This is a genomic window from Maribellus sp. CM-23 (genome assembly GCF_021354595.1).
In the GTDB taxonomy this organism is placed as follows: Bacteria; Bacteroidota; Bacteroidia; order Bacteroidales; family Prolixibacteraceae; genus Draconibacterium.
Genome location: NZ_JADWYJ010000002.1, coordinates 56,478 through 75,356, shown reverse-complemented (window position 1 = coordinate 75,356; position 18,879 = coordinate 56,478). Strand labels below are relative to the sequence as shown.

The following is an 18,879-nucleotide window of genomic DNA, read 5'->3' as shown; positions in this document are numbered from 1 at the left end:
ACAGAAAGGCATGATTGAGAAATATTTAAAACAGACGACCTTTACTGATTTCGAAGATTTTAAGGCCAACTATGAACTGATTGTCCCCGAAGATTTCAATTTCGCTTACGACGTGGTGGACGAATGGGCGGCACAGGACCCGCACCGAAGAGCTTTGCTGTGGACCAACGACCAGGGAGCATGCCGCAGTTTTACCTTTGGCGAGCTAAAGGAAATAACCGACCGTACGGCGGGGTATTTTGCGTCGCTCGGAATAGGAAAGGGCGATATGGTGATGGCGATTTTAAAACGCCGGGTGGAGTTTTGGTTTACCATTATCGCACTGCACAAGATCGGGGCGGTAATTATTCCTGCAACCCACCTGCTGACCCAAAAGGACATCGTTTACCGTGCCAATGCGGCAACGATTAAAGCCATTGTTTGCGATGGCGACGAGCTGATCATCGGTCATGTAAATGCTGCCATGCCGCAGTCTCCTTCGGTGGAGCACCTGATTTCGATTGGCCCGCTTGTTCCCGAAGGCTGGGAAGATTTTCAGCAGGGAATTGAACAAGCCAAGCCTTTTGAACGTCCGGCGGAACCAACTAAAAACAGTGATCCGATTATTGTGAGTTTTACTTCGGGAACCACCGGCGATCCGAAAATGGTGGTGCTCGATAGTGTGTATCCGCTGGGGCACATTGTTACGGCAAAATACTGGCAGAACCTGCACCCAAACAGTTTGCACCTGACGATTGCCGATACCGGCTGGCTAAAGGCGGTTTGGGGAAAACTCTATGGACAGTGGCTGGTGGGAGCGAGCGTGTTTGTGTACGATCATGAAAAATTTACGCCATCGGCCATTCTGGAAGTGCTTTCGAAGCACCGGGTAACTTCGTTGTGTGCACCACCGACTATTTTTCGCTTTCTGATCCGTGAAGACATGAGTCGGTACGATCTGTCGGCGCTCGAATGGTGCACGATTGCAGGAGAGGCGCTGAACCCGGAAGTTTACAACCGGTTTTACCAGTTAACCGGCATTAAACTGCGTGAAGGTTACGGGCAAAGCGAAACCACGCTTTCGGTGTTTACCTCGCCCTGGGTGGAACCCAAACCCGGTTCGATGGGCCTTCCCAGTCCTCATTACGAGATGGAACTGCTTACTTCTGACGGACGTCCGGCAGAAGCCGGTGAACAGGGACAGATCGTGATCCGCTACGATAAAAGTTATCCGACGGGGCTGTTTAAGGGATATTACCGGAACCAGCAACTGACCGACGAAGCCATGTCGGAAGGGATTTATTACACCGGCGATCTGGCGTGGAAAGATGAGGATGGCTATTTCTGGTTTGTGGGCCGCGCCGACGATGTGATCAAAAGTTCGGGTTACCGCATCGGCCCGTTCGAGGTGGAAAGTGCCTTGATGACGCACCCGGCAGTGGTGGAATGTGCGATTACCGGTGTTCCGGATGAAATTCGCGGACAGGTGGTAAAAGCTACTGTTGTTTTGGCGAAGGAATACAAAGAGCAGGCCGGAGAAGGTCTGGCGCAAGAACTACAGGACCATGTAAAACAGGTAACGGCACCGTATAAATACCCACGGGTAATTGAATTTGTAGAGGAGTTGCCTAAAACGATCAGTGGCAAAATCCGCCGCGTGGAAATCCGTGCCCGCGATCGCCGATAAATGATTTCCCGGAATTCAACAGAAATGAAAACATTATTAGTTTCTGAGTTTAACGCTGCTTCGGGAGATTTAGAATGTTTTGCGAGTATTTTGTCGTTGATTTTTGAGAAACTTTCATAAAAAACTGCCACAAATACATTTGAACACTGAAAATGCGGATTTCGATTTTATTCGCTGTATTTAGCCGCGGAAATCGGTTATGCGCGTTTTCAGCGTTCTGTTTACTCAGCAGCAAAGCATCACTGCTTCCATAAATTTTTTGGGTTGTTCGGCATGAAGCCAGTGGCCCGCTCCGGGAATGTCCACGATTTTGGCTTCGGGGTAAATTTCTTTGATCAGGGCTTCGTCCTCGGGCAAAATGTACCGCGACAACATACCACGGATAAAAATAACCGGGTAGGCCGTAATCGGGGTGCGGTCGTCAAGCCAGCTTAGATTAACCCCGCTGACGATTTCATCCAGATGATCGTACAATACTTCCACGTTTACCCGCCACTGATATTGTTTGGTGGCTTTGTTTTTCTCCACATTTTTCAGCAAAAACTGCCGGATGCGTGCATCGTCCAGTTTCTCGGCTAAAAAATCATCCACATCGGTTCTGGATTTAACCTGCGAGAAATCGATTTCCTGCATGGCCAGCAGAATATTCCGGTGCAGGTAGAACTGGCTGTCTTCTTTCAGCAAGAGGTAATCTTTGGGAGCAATGTCGGCAATCACCAGCTTTTCGACGCGCTCGGGATAGTCGGCCGCAAACCACATGGCTGTTTTTCCGCCCATGCTGTGCCCGAGCAATGTTGCCTTTTCGATGTTGTGCAGGTCAAAAAACTCCAGCAGGTCGGCGCGCATGTCGTTGTAAGTATGCGAAGCGGCAAAGGGAGAGCGCCCGTGGTTTCGCTGATCGAGCATGTAAACCGTGTGCTTTTCGGCCAGGCGTTTTCCAATGTTCATCCAGTTGTCCGACGATCCGTATAATCCGTGGACCACCACTAACGGCGATCCGCTTCCATCTTTTCTGTAAAACAATTCCATAAAATAGTTTTTAGCTGTGAGCCACGAGCCGCGAGTATCCAGCATCAAATATCGAGTATCGAATATCCAGTATCTCTACTTTAGACAATCGAGGTATTTCTGAATGGTGGTTTCGAGTCCCAGGTACAGTGCATCAGCGATCAGGGCGTGTCCGATCGAAACTTCCTTCAGGTTAGGTACTTTGTGGTACATAAACTGCAGGTTTTCGAGGCTGAGGTCGTGCCCGGCATTTACGTCGATCCCCAGGTTTTCGGCTACCTTGGCTGCCCGCACAAACGGCTCAATTGCCTGGTTTTTGTCGATCGGGTAGAGTGTGGCATACGGTTCGGTATACAGCTCAATGCGGTCGGTACGGATTTCAGCGGCACCTTCCACGGCTTTTTCATCGGGATCAACAAAAATGGATGTTCTGATTCCGTGCGACTGAAGACGCGCGATCACTTCCTTTAAAAAGCCCATGTGTTTCCAGGTGTCCCATCCGTGGTCGCTGGTCAGCTGGTCGTTCGAATCGGGAACCAGCGTTACCTGGTCGGCCTGAACTTCGATCACCATTTTCAAAAAATCTTCACTGGGGTAGCCTTCAATGTTAAATTCGGTTGTAATCAAGGGTTTAATCTCGTAAACATCCTTGCGGGTAATGTGTCGTTCATCCGGTCTTGGGTGAATGGTAATTCCTTGTGCCCCAAATTGCTGGCAGCGGATGGCTGCATCTTTTACACTTGGCATACTGCCGCCACGTGAGTTTCTCAGTGTGGCAATTTTATTTATATTTACACTTAGTCTGGTCATTCCTTAAAATTTTTGGAACGCAAGTTACAATTTTCGGGTATAACCAGTAACGATAAACCGTAAAGTTTTGTTGGCAGATCGACTCATATCAGATGCAATTATTCCGATGCGCAGCAGCGATTCCGGGAAAAAAGCCTTGAATTACATGGATGTAAACCGTGTGTCGCATATTCCGGTTGTGGACGAATCGAAGTACCTGGGCCTGGTTTCGGATAAGCTGATCTACGACCTGAACCTGATGGACGAACCGATTAGCCGGGAACTGGACAAACTGAACACAACGCATGCTCACGTCGATCAACACATTTTTGAGCTGGCGGTGCTGATGTACAAACTCAAAATCAGTGTTTTGCCGGTACTGGATAAAGACCATTATTACATGGGTTCCATAACACTGTATGACCTGGCCCGGAGATTTGCCAGTTTGTTTTCGCTGCAGGAGATGGGGGGCGTACTGGTACTCGAGATGAATGTAAATGATTATTCGGTGGCACAAATCACCCAGATCATCGAAAGCAACGATGTGAAAATTCTCAGTTTCTTTGTGGACCGCAAACCCGGAACCAACATGCTCGATGTGATTATTAAACTAAATACAGAAGAACTTTCGGCGGTGGTACAGGCGCTGATGCGTTACGATTATAATGTTAAGGCCACTTACCAGGACCGTTCGATGTTGAACGATTTGTACAAGGATCGTTACGACCAGTTCATGAAATTTATGAATATTTAAAGCAACTTTTAGATGAAGGTAGCGGTTTTTGGAACCCATGTTTCGGAACATTTTACACCCGTTTTACAGGAGTTTTTTGGTTTTCTGAAAGCACACAAAATACAGGTGCAGTTGTACAAACCCTTTTACGATCACCTGATAAAGGAGATAAACACAGATGTTTATTATTCCTCTTTCTTTCATTCGCATGCTGACTTTGACAGCGGAAATGCATTTATTTTTAGTGTGGGAGGCGATGGTACCTTTCTTCAGTCGGTGCTGCATATACGCAACTTCAAGGTGCCGGTTATTGGAGTAAACGCCGGGCGGCTTGGGTTTCTGGCCGATATTTCAGAAGAACATATGCGGGATGCGCTGATTCATATCTTTAATCACAACTATAAAGTGGTGGAACGTTCGATGCTCGAAATTGAGTTTTCGGACCGCGAAAACCTGGATTTTAATTATGCGCTGAACGAAACTACGGTGTTAAAGACTGATAACTCGTCGATGTTAAACGTGATGGCTTTTATTGACGGGGAGTTTCTGAATAACTACTGGGCCGACGGTTTGATTGTAGCTACCCCAACCGGGTCGACGGCTTATTCGCTGAGTGTTGGAGGCCCTATTTTAACACCCGATTCCGAAAACTTTATAATCACCCCGCTGGCGCCGCATAACCTCACCATCCGGCCCATTGTGGTGCCCGACAATTGCGAAATTGTACTTAAAGTGGAAGGCCGCGGCTCCAATTACCTTATTTCGCTTGATTCGCGTTCGGAGGCAGTCGAGTTTTCGACCCTTATCAAAATACGCAAGGCATCCTTCAAATTAAAAACCCTGCAGCTTCCTGAGCAGCCCTTTTTCAGCACCTTACGGAATAAGCTGATGTGGGGCGTTGACCGCCGAAATTGAAATTCATCCAATGCTTAACAATTTTTAATCTTTGTTTGTGTTTTATAAGAGCGACAGGTTATGTTATTTTTAGAATTATATTACTTTTGTAGCTTTTGAAAAACGAAGGAAAGATCGATTTTTTCGATTAAAAATGTTGAAATTCAGTTGTTTATGAAAGCTGCTGGCCGGGAGTAAAAAGTTGTAATTTAACCCCGTTTTTTGATCCTAACGAATCTGAAACAAAGCCAAACCTTTCTTAAAACAATTCGGCAACAAGGATAAAAATAACATGCCTGAAATCAGAGTTAAAAAAACGAAATGGAATGCCAATATGAAAAGACTAGCATTGGTGTTTGCAATTGTTTTGATGACGGTATCAGGACATGCACAAAGAACAGCCGACATCGGGATTTGGGGCGGAACGTCAACCGTTTGGGGCGACATGGATAACAACGCCGCATTTGAAACATTCAACCCTACTTTCGGGGCTTATTTCAGGTATAATTTTAATGCGCGGGTGGCTTTAAGAGCCATGTTCCTGACCGGAAGCATGTCGCGCGAAGGCACAGTGGAGGAAGCACCCTGGGGATTTGACAAAAGCGCCCAGGACCTGACATTGCAGGCCGAAATTAATTACCTGAAGTACATTCTGGGGAAGAAGAAACTCCGCTTTAGTCCTTATGTTACGATAGGCGTTGGGGTATCGTATTTTTCCTACACATTTCGTCCCGAGGACGTTTTTGTGTTTAATCCCGATCATCCCGAGATTGAGATTGACGGTAACGGAAATTTTGTGGCCCGCGGCGAAGAGTCGGAAGTGGTGCCCACCATTCCGTTTGGTATTGGTTTTAAATACACCATTGGCGAACGTTTGGGATTGGGAGTTGAATACCAGATGCGGAAATACATGAGCGACCGACTGGACGACCTGGATGATCCGCTGGCATATAAAATCGGAACAGAGGAGGTTTCTTATAACCAGAACAGTCATAACAACGACTGGGTAGGTTATTTGGGCGTTCACCTTACTTATAAGATATACATTGGCAAGAAAGCTTGCCCGGCCTACGAAAGCAAACAATAAGAATGGAATCGTTCAGAAATAAGATAGATATCAACAACATACCACAGCACGTTGCGATCATTATGGATGGGAATGGCAGATGGGCGGAACGGCATGGCAAGGCTCGTATGACAGGGCATGAGCATGGCGTGGAAGCTGTTCGTGCGGTTGTGGAAGGAGCCGGGGAAATAGGGGTGAAGCATCTTACGCTTTATGCCTTTTCTACCGAAAACTGGAACCGGCCCAAAGCCGAGGTTGATGCCTTGATGGGCTTGTTGGTACATGCCATTGAGATGGAAACCGATTCCCTGATGAAAAACAACGTACGTTTGGATACCATCGGCAATATTGAAGCCATGCCCGATCCGGTACGTAAACAACTGGAACAGTGTATCCTCCGGCTGAGCAAAAATACCGGGCTGAACCTGATTCTAGCCCTGAGTTACAGCGGACAGTGGGATATTCTGAATTCCGTTACAAAAATTGCAAAAGACGTTGCTGAACATAAACTGAAACCAGAAGAGATAAATAATAAACTGTTCAGAAGTTATTTGTCCACATCCGGCGTGCCGGATCCGGAATTGCTCATCAGAACCAGTGGTGAGTACCGGATCAGTAATTTTTTACTGTGGCAGATTGCTTATTCTGAATTGTATTTTACTTCAAAGTTATGGCCTGATTTCAGGAAAAATGACCTTTTTGAAGCGATCGTAGATTACCAGAACAGAGAGAGAAGATTTGGAAAAACAAGTGAACAGTTAATGAGCTAATTTTATGATTAAACTACAAAAGTCGATAATAGGGCTTTTATTCCTATTTGTAACTTTTTTACCGCATGCAAAGGCGCAGGAAGCCGATAGTACCAACTTTTCGGTTTATTATTCCAGTGCCAGGAAGTACACGATTGCAGACATTCAGGTCTCCGGGATTCGTTACCTGGATAAAACCGTGTTGATTCAGTTATCCGGGCTTACCGTGGGCGATTATGTCGAGGTGCCGGGAGATAAAATTACCGAAGCAATCAAAAAATTATGGCAACAGGGTTTGTTTTCGGATGTGAAAATAACCGCCACTAAAATTGTAGAAGGCGACATTTGGCTCGATATCTATTTACAGGAGAGGCCCCGTCTGTCGGATGTAAATTTCTACGGCGTTTCCAAATCAGAAAAAGATGACATTACCGAAAAGGTTCTTTTGTTGCGCGGAAGCCAGATTACCGACCACCAGGTAAACAGTGCACAACGTACTATAAAAGGAATATTTACCGGAAAAGGCTTCCTTAATACCGATGTAAACATTGTTCAGCGCGATGATAGCACACAGAACAACAGCGTTATCCTCGATATTTATGTGGACAAAAAGGAAAAGGTAAAAGTTAACAACATCGAAATTGAAGGAAACGAAGCCTTGTCGGACAATACTTTGGAAAAGGCGATGAAGAAAACCAATGAGAAGTCGTTGCGTAATTTCTTCAAAACCAAAAAATACCTCGAAGAAGAGTACGAAAAGGACAAGGTAAACATGGTTGACAAATACAACGAAAAAGGCTACCGCGATGCGGTGGTGACCAACGACTCTGTTTACCAGGTACAAGTGGGGAAAAAGAACAAAACCCGTGTCAATATCGACATGACGGTGGAAGAAGGAAACAAGTATTACTTTGGCGACATAAAATGGGTGGGTAACACGGTTTACCCGTCCGATTACCTGGGCTTGCGTTTGGGGATCAAAAAAGGAGACGTATTCAACCAGAAGATTCTGGATAAACGCTTGTTTGACAACGACGAAGGTTTGAACAACCTGTACCTCGACCAGGGATACCTGTTTTTTAACCTGGAACCGGTAGAGGTGAATGTTAACCAGGATACCATCGACTACGAGATGCGTATTATGGAAGGCAAGCAGGCTACCATCAACGAAGTACGCATTGTGGGGAATACCAAAACACACGAACACGTGGCCCGAAGAGAAGTTCGTACTTACCCGGGCGACCTTTTCAGCAAAACATTGTTGATGCGTTCGTATCGTGAATTGGCGCAGCTGGGGCACTTCGATCCCGAAGCGATTAACCCCGATGTGCAACCTCACCCCGAAGACGGAACGGTTGACATTGAATACCAGCTGCAGGAAAAAGCCAACGACCAGATCGAGCTTTCAGGTGGTTGGGGAGCCGGTATGTTTGTTGGATCGGTAGGTCTGAAGTTTGCCAACTTTTCGGTGCGTAACATCTTTAATAAGGAAGCCTGGCGTCCGCTCCCGACCGGTGACGGACAAACACTTAGTTTGCGTTATCAAACCAGTGGTAAATACTACCGCACGATAAGTTTATCGTTTATTGAGCCCTGGCTGGGTGGTAAAAAACCCAACTCTCTGTCACTTTCGCTTTCGCATTCAAGAATCAACTACAGCGCCAATAAATATTACCAGTCGTACAATCCCTACGGTTATGGCGGCTACGGTGGTTACGGTGGCTATGGCGGTTATAGTGGCTATGGTGGCTACAACCCTTACGGCTATGGTTACGGAAGTTATTATCCCAGCTATAATTACAATTACGGATCGGAAAGCGACAACGCCGATGACGCCCAGATTTGGGAAACAACAGCGCTGGCGCTGGGATACGGTTACCGTTTGTCGTGGCCCGATGACTACTTTACTGTCTACCACGAAGCTTCGCTCGAACACTATAACTTGAGAAACATGGGAAGTTATTTCGCGTTCCTGGCCGATGATAACGGACAGGTAAACGGAACGTTTAACAACCTGGGTTTTAAAACCGTTTTTGGACGTAGCTCGATCGATAATCCTTTGTATTCGCGCGGTGGTTCAAACATTTCGTTAACCCTGAAAATGACTCCTCCGTACTCGTGGTTTACCAATAAGAATTACTCGGACGAGAACCTGTCGAACAAAGAACGTTACAAATGGATCGAATACCACAAGTGGTTGTTGAAAGGACAGATATACAACCCGCTGACAAAAAATACCAACCTGGTACTGCGTACAGCCTTTGAAATGGGCTTCCTCGGATATTTTGATAAAGGAAGACAATCGCCGTTTGAAGGATTTATCGTGGGTGGTTCGGGTATGTCGGGCTATAACATGTACGGAACCGACTATGTGGCTTTAAGAGGTTACAAAGATTACAGCTTAAGTCCTTCCAGCGGATCGAAAATGTACTCGAAATTTACCATGGAACTTCGTTACCCGATTACCCTGAAACCGAGTGCAACGATTTACGCACTGGCCTTTATTGAAGGAGGTAACACCAGTATGTCGTTCCAGAATTATTCGCCGTTCAATTTGCATCGCTCCGCAGGGGTGGGAGTGCGTATTTTCCTCCCGATGTTTGGTTTGATGGGGATCGACTGGGGATACGGATTTGACGATATACCGGGCTATTCAGACGCTGCAGGTAGCCAGTTCCACTTTGTTATCGGACAGCAGTTCTAGAAAAACGTTTTACGATTTGGCATAAAATATGATAGGTCGACACCAGAATAATTTAAATTGATTTACCATGAAGAAATTAATTTTGACAACAGCCATACTTATTTCGTTCGTGTTTGCATCGCAGGCACAGAAATATGGTTTCATCGATTCAGAATACATAATGGAGAACATTCCTGCCTACACAGCTGCCCAGGAACAGTTAAATCAGCTGTCGTCGCAATACCAGAAAGAACTGGAAGCGATGCATGCCGAAGTTGAGCAGATGTACCAGGATTTTCAGGCCGAAAGTGTGTTGCTTTCAGAAGATATGAAACGGAAACGCGAAGACGTGATCATCTCGAAAGAAAAGGATTACAAACAATTGCAGCGGAAGTATTTTGGCCCCAGCGGCGATTTGTTCAGCAAACGCCAGGGACTGGTAAAACCGATTCAGGATGATATTTTTAATGCCGTTCAGGAGATCGCTACCGAGGGCAGTTATGCCGTTATCTTCGACAAAGCCGGAGGCACTACTTTGTTCTTCACCAATCCGAGGTACGATCTAAGTGATCAGGTTTTACAAAAACTCGGATATAAGTAAAATAAAATTATATTTGCAAGCAAAAATTTAGACCACGCTAATTATGAAAGATTTAATGAAATTACTCGCAGTGCTCCTGTTTACGGTAACCGCTGCTACTGCTGCTAATGCACAGACTTTGAAGTTCGGACACATTGACCTGCAGGGACTGATACAAGTAATGCCCGAGAGAACGGCTGCTGAAGAAGAATTCAATAAATTCCAGGCCGAATTGGAAGAGATTTTGGGAGATATGCAGAATCAGTTGCAAACCAAATATGCTGAATTTGAACAACTGGGTGCCGATGCTTCTGAAATTAAAAAGAACGCAAAAGTGGCCGAGGTTCAGGATATCCAACAACGTATTCAGAATTACCAGGTAACTGCGCAGCAGCAACTTCAACAAAAACAAGGCGAACTGTTACAGCCGGTTTTTGACAAAGCTGAAAAAGCCATCGAAGAAGTGGCCAAAGAAAAAGGTTTGATCTATGTATTTGACGCAGGTGTGGCCAACCGTACCATTCTGTACAAATCAAATCAAAGCCTGGACCTGCTTCCGTTAGTAAAAGCAAAATTGGGAATTCAGTAAGAAATTTTCTTTAAGATATAAAAGCCATCCGTCAGCCGACGGGTGGCTTTTTTTATGACCAATATCCTCAAAGGTTCGAAAAGCCTTATCGTTCTCGAACCCCTGTTTGCCGAGAGACATGTGTACCAGATTCAGTTTTTGCCGTTGCCATGTTATTATAATCCAATGATTGGCCGTGGAACGATTGCATCTGTGGTAATTCTGCCTTTGCGAGCGCCTGTTTTTGCGGCGCATGGTTATGATAGCTTTTTTATCGGAGCTTGTGCTTGTGCCTTGCTTCATGGTGCGTCTGCATACCCCGGGATGCTCGCTCCGTCCGTCGGTTGACGGATCGGCCTGATTCCCCGGGGCTATTACGCTATCGCCCCTTCAGGGCTTTTCCCTACGCTGAAAGTGTCGGAGCTTAACAGCCCGGTACGAAGTGTCGGGTTAGAAGCGATGAATGCCTCCTCGTCCGGCGAAGAAAGTTGTTGGGTGATGTTTCGCGGTTCCGGACGAAATTTTGCTAGGACAGCCTTTGGTGAATTCCCACGAGGTGAGAAATCCGCCGGACATGCCTTGGTAGTTCTCCTTGTCTGAAATTGGGTACAATCAGCAAAATCTTTTTATACCCTGCAAACAAGGATGAGAAATTATTTTTATTTTTAATCCGGTACTCAACAGATTATCAACCAATACCCAATGCATGAAAACAATACTAGGCAAAGTGCAAAGCTCTCAACAGCGAGATAGACATTTCAAAAGCGAAAGAAATGAATACAGTACACATACATTAGCGCCTATTTTGAACGCCCAATTGATAATAGTTGAATGTTATGGAACAAAGCATTGATAATCTTTTAAAAGGGTATGAAAATTCGGATAGTTCTCTAAAACTTAGAATTCTTTACGACAATGGAATTGCGTTGTCGAAAGAGGAAGCTTTAAAGGAACTGATGCGTTCGGCGGTTGTTAAAAGGTTAACCGGCGATATTATTGAAAAACCATTGTTTTATGTTTGGCGAATAGTTGCTTTAAGCGAAATCCCTTATTCCATTCATTTAGAGTATACGCAAAATTTAATCGAAAGAATTTACAGGAAGTTGGCAACACCTTACGGGTTTTCTTTAAGCGGAAATGAGAAAATGTTTTTGCCTTGTTACAATGCAATGCTTGTGTCTGCCTTGTCGCGCTTAGGCAGGTGTAATGATGCGGAAGTTCAGAAAGCGGTGGATTGGATTATGACTTATCAGCCCATGGAGAGAGGATTGGAAGTGATAGCTCCAAAACTGGAATTTAAAAAATATGGCGGCTGCTTCAAAAATACACCGTGTTATATTGGGTTGGCAAAATCGGCTATGGCGCTGCTTGAGTATCGAAAGGCTTGTAAGACCAATGAACCGGACGATAAAATCAAAATGGGCATAGACTACCTTTTGAAGCATCAGTTGTTTAAGCGTTTAAAAACCGGAGAACCCATAACCAAACGGATTCTGGATATTTCATTTCCCGAATCCTATCATCTGAATATTGTTGAATTGGTGAGAATAATGAAAGAAGCAGATTGTACCGACAAAGAACAAACAAATGAAGCCGTTTCGTATTTATTAAGCCAACGCCGGAAAGATTCAAAGTGGAAAATAAATTACAGGTATAAAGCGGATGGTTACATTGTTTTTGACCAGGGCTCAAAATCTGGCGACTGGGTTTCGTACATTATCCAGAATTCAATAGAAAAACGGGTTTAAAGAAGACATAAAAAATAACCGTATGAAACGAATGATGACCACCATTGGATTAATTGTATTCGCAGCAGTTTATCTGAAAGCACAAAGCCTCGAATTAGGCGTAAAAACAGGTGTAGGCGTGGCCAACACCCACATTACCTCGCTTCCTGAAAGTGTAAAGCAATCGGATGTTTTTTCACCGGTGCTGTCGTACAGTGTAAACGGAAGCCTTTGTTTCCAAAGCAAAGGATGGTTCGGAATTACCGCCGAACCCGGGATCATACAGAAAGGCTGGCTGATGAACAAAGGGGAGGAGCTTGAAAACAAAATACGCTTACACTACCTTCAACTACCTGTTTTGGCCGACTTCCATGCTACTGACAAATGGTTTTTTTCCATCGGCCCCGAGCTGAATTACCTGGTAAAGGCAGCGAATAAATCGGAGTACGGAACGGAAGACATTACCGACTTAAGCCGGAAATTGGAACTGGCGGGGGCGATCGGGTGTGCCTATAAATTGGGTAGCAAGCTCGAGGTTGGCCTGCGTTACAGCCACGGACTGACGCAAACGTCTGACAAAGTGTTTTGGGCCGGCGAGACACAGGGCGACAGTCAACGAGAAATGAAGGATTACAACCAATACCTTCAAATGTACCTGAAAGTGAATCTGAAAAGGCTGCGGTGAGCCAAAGCTGGCCGAAAAGTTTAGATTTGTATATCTTAAGCGGACGACGGAAGATACGTCGGCCCGTTTCAGCAAAAAGCGTAAGAAGAAAACTTGTAAACAGAAATGCTGTCCATACAATATAAAGAAGCCCTGTTTTTTGCCCGCAACTACAATGTGCCGGTGTATTCTATTTTATTGGTTGAAGATGTTGGGCAATTCTCGATCAATTTTGTAAACTACAAAATAGAGCCGAATACTGTATTGTTTCTTTCTCCGTATCAGAACTTAAAATGGTTGGAGAACTGGTCCGCAAAAATCAAGCTGCTGCAGTTTCACGGAGATTTTTATTGCATTGAATACCACAAAAAAGAAGTGGCCTGCAACGGATTGTTATTCAATAATATTTACCTGGAGCCTTTTATTGCGCTTGATGAAAGCCGATTTCAGGAAGTAAGGCTGTTGATGGAAAAAATGGAAAAGGAGACCACCACCAACAAACGCTTTACTGATTCTGTTTTGAAATCGTACCTGCAACTTATTTTAGCCATTTGCAGTAACGAAAAAATTGATGAGCACGACAATGCACTTGCAAAAGCGCCTTTTGAAAGTAATATCCTCCTGTTTCAGGAGGTTTTGGAGATCCATTTTCGGAACGAACGGAGTCCTTCATTTTATGCGGATCAATTAAGCATGTCATCTTCTTCTTTTACCAAAAAAATAAAATCCCAGTTTGGAAAAACACCCACCCAACTTATCCAGGAGCGCGTAATATTGGAAGCCAAGAAGTTACTGCACTTAACCCATAAAAGTGTGAAAGAGGTCGCTTTGGAATTGTATTTTGAAGATGAATTTTATTTTAGCCGGTATTTTAAAAACAAAGTTGGGCTGGCTCCCACGCATTTCCGTGAAAAAGTTGGAATCTCAATTGTGGCAAAATAATCCATTAATCATCCGGCTTTATCCATTCTTTCGGTTGGTGCCTGTTCATAGTTTTGCGCTTAAAATATTTTACTATGAATAATTTACTTGACTTCCTGGCAAGCCGGCAACCCAGCTTTATTCACCTGGTTCGGATCGCCATTTTTATTGTGATGGCCTGGATTGGTGGGCTAAAAGCGTTTCAGTATGAAGCGGATGGAATTGTGCCCTTTGTCGCCAACAGTCCTTTAATGAGTTTCTTTTATAAGAATTCAGGGAAAACAGTGATTAACCAGGACGGAGAGTCGGTGGCAGCGTACCGGCTACACCGGAATCCTGAAGGTAAAATGGTTGCCAAAAATATTGAATGGCATAAATCAAATGGAACATACATTTTCTCGTATGGATTGGGGACCGTCATTGTAATCATTGGCACCTTAACTCTGTTAGGTATTTGGCTCCCAAAAATTGGACTAGTGGGAGGATTGTTGACTTTTGGAATGTCTTTGGTCACCTTGTCCTTTCTTATCAGTACGCCGGAAGTATATGTGCCAAACCTGGGGGGCGATATGCCAACGCCTCATTATGGCTTTCCTTTTCTGTCAGGAGCGGGGAGACTGGTTTTAAAAGATGTAATTATGTTGGCCGCCGGCCTGATCGTCGCTTCGGATTGCGCCCAAAGGATAAAAGCTTTGGGTAAAAACGGAGTGCTCTGATAGCACGAAGCCCTCGGATGCGTGTTCGCTAAACGGTCGGGTATCAATCTTGGAAGTTGATCCTGTTACAGTATCGGGTGTAAAATAACCGCCCAAAACTACCGGTAAAAGGGCCACTTGTTGTACAACAGGTGGCTTTTTTTCATTCAGCAAGTGCTTGCGGGCATCTATCTGTTTGATATTCCACAACATCGCAGCAGTGGGGCTTTCAGCAAAGTTTTTCGGTATTTCGTGTTGTTCGGATAGAGGATATCAATTATATTTAATGGCAGTAATAATGCATTTTGCAAGGCCTTTTCAATCATGTCTAAAACTTTACGAAATGGAAGATAACGCAGCTCTGAATAATACGAAGCTATTTGAGATAGCCTGGGAGGTTTGTAACCAGGTGGGAGGAATTTATACCGTAATACGTTCCAAAGTCCCGTCGGTAATCAAAAAATGGGGGGTTGACAATTATTTTTTGGTCGGCCCTTATTTTGAAGAGCAGGCAGCTGCCCATTTCGATCCGGCAACCGACTATTCAACGCCGATCGGGAAAGCCGTATTGGAGATGCAGTCGAGAGGCTTTGATGTACATTACGGGAATTGGATTGTTTCGGGGCGCCCGAATGTGGTGTTGTTTAATCCGTATTCGGTGTATGACAAATTGGGCGAGATCAAGCACTACCTGTTTCAGGACTATCATATTTCGATTCCGGACGGGGATGAGCTGCTGGATAAAGTGGCGGCTTTTGGTTTCCAGGTGAAAGAATTCTTTCATTATTTGTGCAACAATGGTTTCTGCGGTACCAATACCATTGCTCATTTTCACGAGTGGATGGCCGGGATTCCGATTCCGGGAATAAGAAAGTCGAACCTGAATATTAAAGTGGTTTTCACTACGCATGCCACTTTGCTGGGCCGTTACCTGGCCATGAACGACCATGAGTTTTACGACCATCTTCCGTTTTACAACTGGGAGCAGGAAGCCAATAAATTCAATGTGCGCCCTATTGCCGAAATCGAACGGGCTTCGGCACATGGTGCCCATGTTTTTACTACAGTGAGTGAAGTCACGGCCCGCGAATGTGTATACTTACTCGGACGCACGCCCGACAAAATATTGCCCAACGGACTGAACATCCAGCGTTTTGAGGTTTTGCATGAGATGCAGAACCAGCATGTGCAGATAAAAGACCGGATTCACGAATTTGTAATGGGGCATTTTTTCCAGAGCTATTCGTTCGACCTCGATAAAACCCTGTACTTTTTTACTTCGGGGCGTTACGAATACCAGAACAAGGGCTACGACCTGACACTGGAAGCGCTGGCGCGTCTTAACTGGAAAATGCAACAGGCGGGGTCGGACATGACCGTGGTTTCGTTCTTTATCACCAAGCGGCCGTTCTATTCTTTCAATCCCGAGGTGTTGCAGTCGAGGGCACAGATCGAAGACGTGCACCGTGTAGCCGAAGAGATAAAAGAGCAGGTAGGGAAGCGTTTGTACAATAAAGTTACCACCGCCAGTGGTTCGTATGCGTTTCCTGATTTAAGTGAACTGGTGGATGATTACCTGCGGTTAAAACTACGCCGTAACGTGCAAAGCTGGAAAACCAACAGTTTGCCCAAAGTGGTAACACATAGCCTGGTGGATGACGCAAAGGATGAAATCCTGAATTTCCTGCGTACTTCCAACCTGGTGAACCATCGTCACGACAAGGTGAAAATTGTATACCACCCTGATTTTATCGCGACTACCAATCCGCTGTTCCGAATGGATTATACACAGTTTGTAAGAGGTTGTCACCTGGGGATTTTCCCGAGTATGTACGAGCCTTGGGGCTATACGCCGCTGGAATGTCTTGCCAGTGGGGTGCCATCGGTAACCAGTAACCTGGCCGGGTTTGGTGATTATGTTGTAAATAACCTGCCTCAGCATGATGAGCAGGGAATGTACATTATTGACCGGACCGACGGAAACTTCCACCGTACAGCCGAGGAATTGGCCAACATGCTTTTTGATTTTGTAAATATGACAAGGCGCGAAAGAATTGCCCTTCGTTACCGGTGCGAGGAAGCTTCGATGCACTTCGACTGGTCAAATCTGGGGAAATATTACGACGACGCTTATAAACTTGCCCTACAGCGCTAACAGAATAAAATATGAAGTACGCCCCGATTGGTGTTTTTGATTCAGGATACGGCGGCCTGACAGTTTTGAAAGAACTGGTGGATACGCTGCCTGAGTATGATTTTTTGTACCTGGGAGACAATGCCCGTACGCCCTATGGTACCCGTTCGTTTGATGTGGTTTACAAATACACGTTGCAATGTGTGAAATACCTGTTTTCGCAAGGGTGTCCGCTAATTATAATTGCCTGTAACACCGCTTCGGCCAAAGCACTTCGCAACATTCAAATGCTTGATTTACCCACGCTGGCACCCGACAACCGGGTACTGGGAGTAATACGCCCCAGTGTGGAAAAAGTGGCGGAGATTACACAAAACGGACATGTTGGCGTGCTCGGAACAGTGGGAACAGTAAGTTCTGAATCGTATCCCATTGAACTGGAAAAGTGGTCGGGTGGGAGAGTGAAGTCAACCGTGCAGGAAGCCTGCCCCATGTGGGTGCCTATTGTGGAGAACAACGAGATTGAAACCGAAGGGGCAGAGTTTTTTGTGAAAAAGAACATCCTGAATATTCTTCAGAAAGATAAAACGATTGACACACTGATTTTGGGGTGTACACACTATCCTTTGCTTGAAAATCTGATTCGAAAATATGTTCCGGAACAAATCGAAATATTGAAGCAGGGACACATTGTGGCAGAAAAGCTGACCGATTATCTGGAGCGGCATCCCGAAATGGAAGTACGCTTGTCGAAAGGAGGAAGTATTGACTACCGAACCACCGAATCGACCGGAACTTTTGAAAGCAAAGCCTCCCTTTTTATGGGACAGGATGTAAAAGCTTCCACCATCGTTTTGCCCTAAGAAAAAAGCCATCCGAAAATCGAATGGCTTTGTATCTTTTAAACCGCAAATTCTGTAATTGCCTGTTGCATTTGCCCGTACTGTTCTTCCATGCTTTGCAGAAGTTTGTACTGGGCGCGTGTCCGGATCAGGTTATGCTCGGGCGATTTGGTTTTGTAGTAGTTGTCGCCGTCAATATAATCCATCAGGAAACGAAGCACCTGTTCGTACGTGATATACTTGGCCGAAAAAGCCAGGTATTCCAGTTCTTTTTCAGTTAAGAAAGAGCCGGCTTCTTCGAGGTAGCCTTTGGCAAAAGCCTTGTAGATTTCAAGGTCCATCGAAACATTGTCGAGGTTCTCGTCATCTTCCAAACCTGTGTTGGTGTAGAAACGCATGGCATCGCCAAAATCATTCAAAACGGTACTGCTCAGAACGGTGTCGAGGTCGATCACACAAAGAACATCTCCGTTTTTATCAAAAAGAATGTTGTTGATTTTGGTGTCGTTGTGGCTGATACGAGTCGGAATGGTTCCTTCTTCCACCATCTTCCAGAAATTCAGCATTTCTTCTTTCCGATCCTCAATCCACGCAATTTCTTCCGCAACCTGTGCTTTTCTTCCCACCGGATCTTTGCTCAACACCGCATCCCACTGTTTAAAGCGGTAACGAATGTCGTGAAACCCTGGCAGTATGTTTACCAAAGGTTCATTCAGGTCGGCAACCAGCGACTGGAATTTACCAATTCCTTTTCCACCGGCGTAAGCCAGTTCCGGAGTTTCGGCAGCATCGTAAGCAATTGTATCATTAATAAACAAGCAAACCGCCCAGTATTCATCTTCTTCGTCCAGGAAATAAAGCTTCCCGTCGGTGGCAGGAATGATGGTCATAGCTTCCCGTAAGGGATCTCCGCCAGCCTGCTCCACTTTTTTCTTGATGTGTAAACAAACTTTTTGGATATTATCCATCATCGCCGGAATAGGCGAGAAGATGTTTTTATTCTTCCGTTGAAGAATGTAATTGGGTGAATCGCCAACGGTTTTGATTATGAAAGTATCGTTGATAAAGCCTTCGCCAAGTGGCTTCACTTCTTCAACCTGTCCTTCCAGTTTGAAATTCCGTGCGATTGCGGTTAATTCAATACTCATTAATGATTTCTT

Annotated in this window: 17 protein-coding genes; 14 read left to right on the top strand and 3 right to left on the bottom strand. The window is 45.1% G+C overall.

The genetic code is table 11. The features are described 5' to 3' along the window. Positions 1-10 precede the first annotated feature (10 nt). A complete protein-coding gene (locus INQ51_RS07560) occupies positions 11-1,666 on the top strand; it encodes an AMP-binding protein (protein ID WP_233377342.1) in 1,656 nt (551 codons plus the stop codon). Positions 1,667-1,891: 225 nt separating this feature from the next. On the opposite strand, the gene INQ51_RS07555 is transcribed toward INQ51_RS07560, so the two are convergent. Next, positions 1,892-2,695, bottom strand: a complete 804-nt coding sequence (locus INQ51_RS07555) for an alpha/beta fold hydrolase (protein WP_233377340.1) — start codon at positions 2,693-2,695, stop codon at positions 1,892-1,894. Positions 2,696-2,770: 75 nt separating this feature from the next. Then, positions 2,771-3,484: a pyridoxine 5'-phosphate synthase gene (locus INQ51_RS07550; RefSeq protein WP_233377338.1), complete on the bottom strand. Its 714-nt coding sequence runs from the start codon at positions 3,482-3,484 to the stop codon at positions 2,771-2,773. 70 nt (positions 3,485-3,554) lie between these two features. Between INQ51_RS07550 and INQ51_RS07545 the strand changes: the two genes are divergently transcribed. From INQ51_RS07545 to murI, 13 genes are all read left to right on the top strand, one after another. Continuing rightward, positions 3,555-4,217: a CBS domain-containing protein gene (locus INQ51_RS07545; protein WP_233377337.1), complete on the top strand. Its 663-nt coding sequence runs from the start codon at positions 3,555-3,557 to the stop codon at positions 4,215-4,217. A 12-nt stretch (positions 4,218-4,229) separates the two neighbouring features. After that, positions 4,230-5,111: an NAD kinase gene (locus INQ51_RS07540; RefSeq protein ID WP_233377335.1), complete on the top strand. Its 882-nt coding sequence runs from the start codon at positions 4,230-4,232 to the stop codon at positions 5,109-5,111. Between the two features lie 313 nt (positions 5,112-5,424). Further along, positions 5,425-6,177 carry a DUF6089 family protein gene (locus INQ51_RS07535; protein ID WP_233377333.1) on the top strand — a complete coding sequence of 251 codons (753 nt, stop codon included), beginning with the start codon at positions 5,425-5,427 and terminating at the stop codon, positions 6,175-6,177. A gap of 2 nt (positions 6,178-6,179) precedes the next feature. Further along, entirely contained in the window at positions 6,180-6,926 is a 747-nt protein-coding gene (locus INQ51_RS07530; RefSeq protein ID WP_233377331.1) for an isoprenyl transferase, read from the top strand. Between the two features lie 4 nt (positions 6,927-6,930). Then, positions 6,931-9,609, top strand: coding sequence for an outer membrane protein assembly factor BamA (gene bamA, locus INQ51_RS07525; RefSeq protein ID WP_233377329.1), 2,679 nt, complete (start codon positions 6,931-6,933; stop codon positions 9,607-9,609). A gap of 67 nt (positions 9,610-9,676) precedes the next feature. Then, positions 9,677-10,189, top strand: coding sequence for an OmpH family outer membrane protein (locus tag INQ51_RS07520; RefSeq protein ID WP_119438216.1), 513 nt, complete (start codon positions 9,677-9,679; stop codon positions 10,187-10,189). A gap of 43 nt (positions 10,190-10,232) precedes the next feature. Further along, complete coding sequence (locus INQ51_RS07515; protein WP_233377327.1) at positions 10,233-10,757, top strand: OmpH family outer membrane protein; 525 nt, start codon at positions 10,233-10,235, stop codon at positions 10,755-10,757. 815 nt (positions 10,758-11,572) lie between these two features. Further along, a complete protein-coding gene (locus INQ51_RS07510; RefSeq protein ID WP_233377326.1) occupies positions 11,573-12,484 on the top strand; it encodes a hypothetical protein in 912 nt (303 codons plus the stop codon). Positions 12,485-12,506: 22 nt separating this feature from the next. After that, on the top strand, positions 12,507-13,148 hold the full coding sequence (locus INQ51_RS07505; protein ID WP_233377324.1) for a porin family protein: 642 nt from the start codon (positions 12,507-12,509) through the stop codon (positions 13,146-13,148). A gap of 105 nt (positions 13,149-13,253) precedes the next feature. Then, the gene (locus INQ51_RS07500) at positions 13,254-14,069 is read left to right on the top strand and encodes a helix-turn-helix domain-containing protein (protein ID WP_233377322.1); all 816 of its coding nucleotides are present in this window, start codon (positions 13,254-13,256) and stop codon (positions 14,067-14,069) included. Positions 14,070-14,143: 74 nt separating this feature from the next. After that, positions 14,144-14,764: a DUF417 family protein gene (locus INQ51_RS07495; protein WP_233377321.1), complete on the top strand. Its 621-nt coding sequence runs from the start codon at positions 14,144-14,146 to the stop codon at positions 14,762-14,764. Between the two features lie 322 nt (positions 14,765-15,086). Continuing rightward, a complete protein-coding gene (locus tag INQ51_RS07490; RefSeq protein WP_233377320.1) occupies positions 15,087-16,898 on the top strand; it encodes a glycosyltransferase in 1,812 nt (603 codons plus the stop codon). A gap of 11 nt (positions 16,899-16,909) precedes the next feature. After that, positions 16,910-17,740: a glutamate racemase gene (gene murI, locus INQ51_RS07485; RefSeq protein WP_233377319.1), complete on the top strand. Its 831-nt coding sequence runs from the start codon at positions 16,910-16,912 to the stop codon at positions 17,738-17,740. A gap of 38 nt (positions 17,741-17,778) precedes the next feature. On the opposite strand, the gene INQ51_RS07480 is transcribed toward murI, so the two are convergent. Then, on the bottom strand, positions 17,779-18,867 hold the full coding sequence (locus INQ51_RS07480) for a phosphotransferase enzyme family protein (protein WP_233377318.1): 1,089 nt from the start codon (positions 18,865-18,867) through the stop codon (positions 17,779-17,781). Positions 18,868-18,879 lie beyond the last annotated feature (12 nt).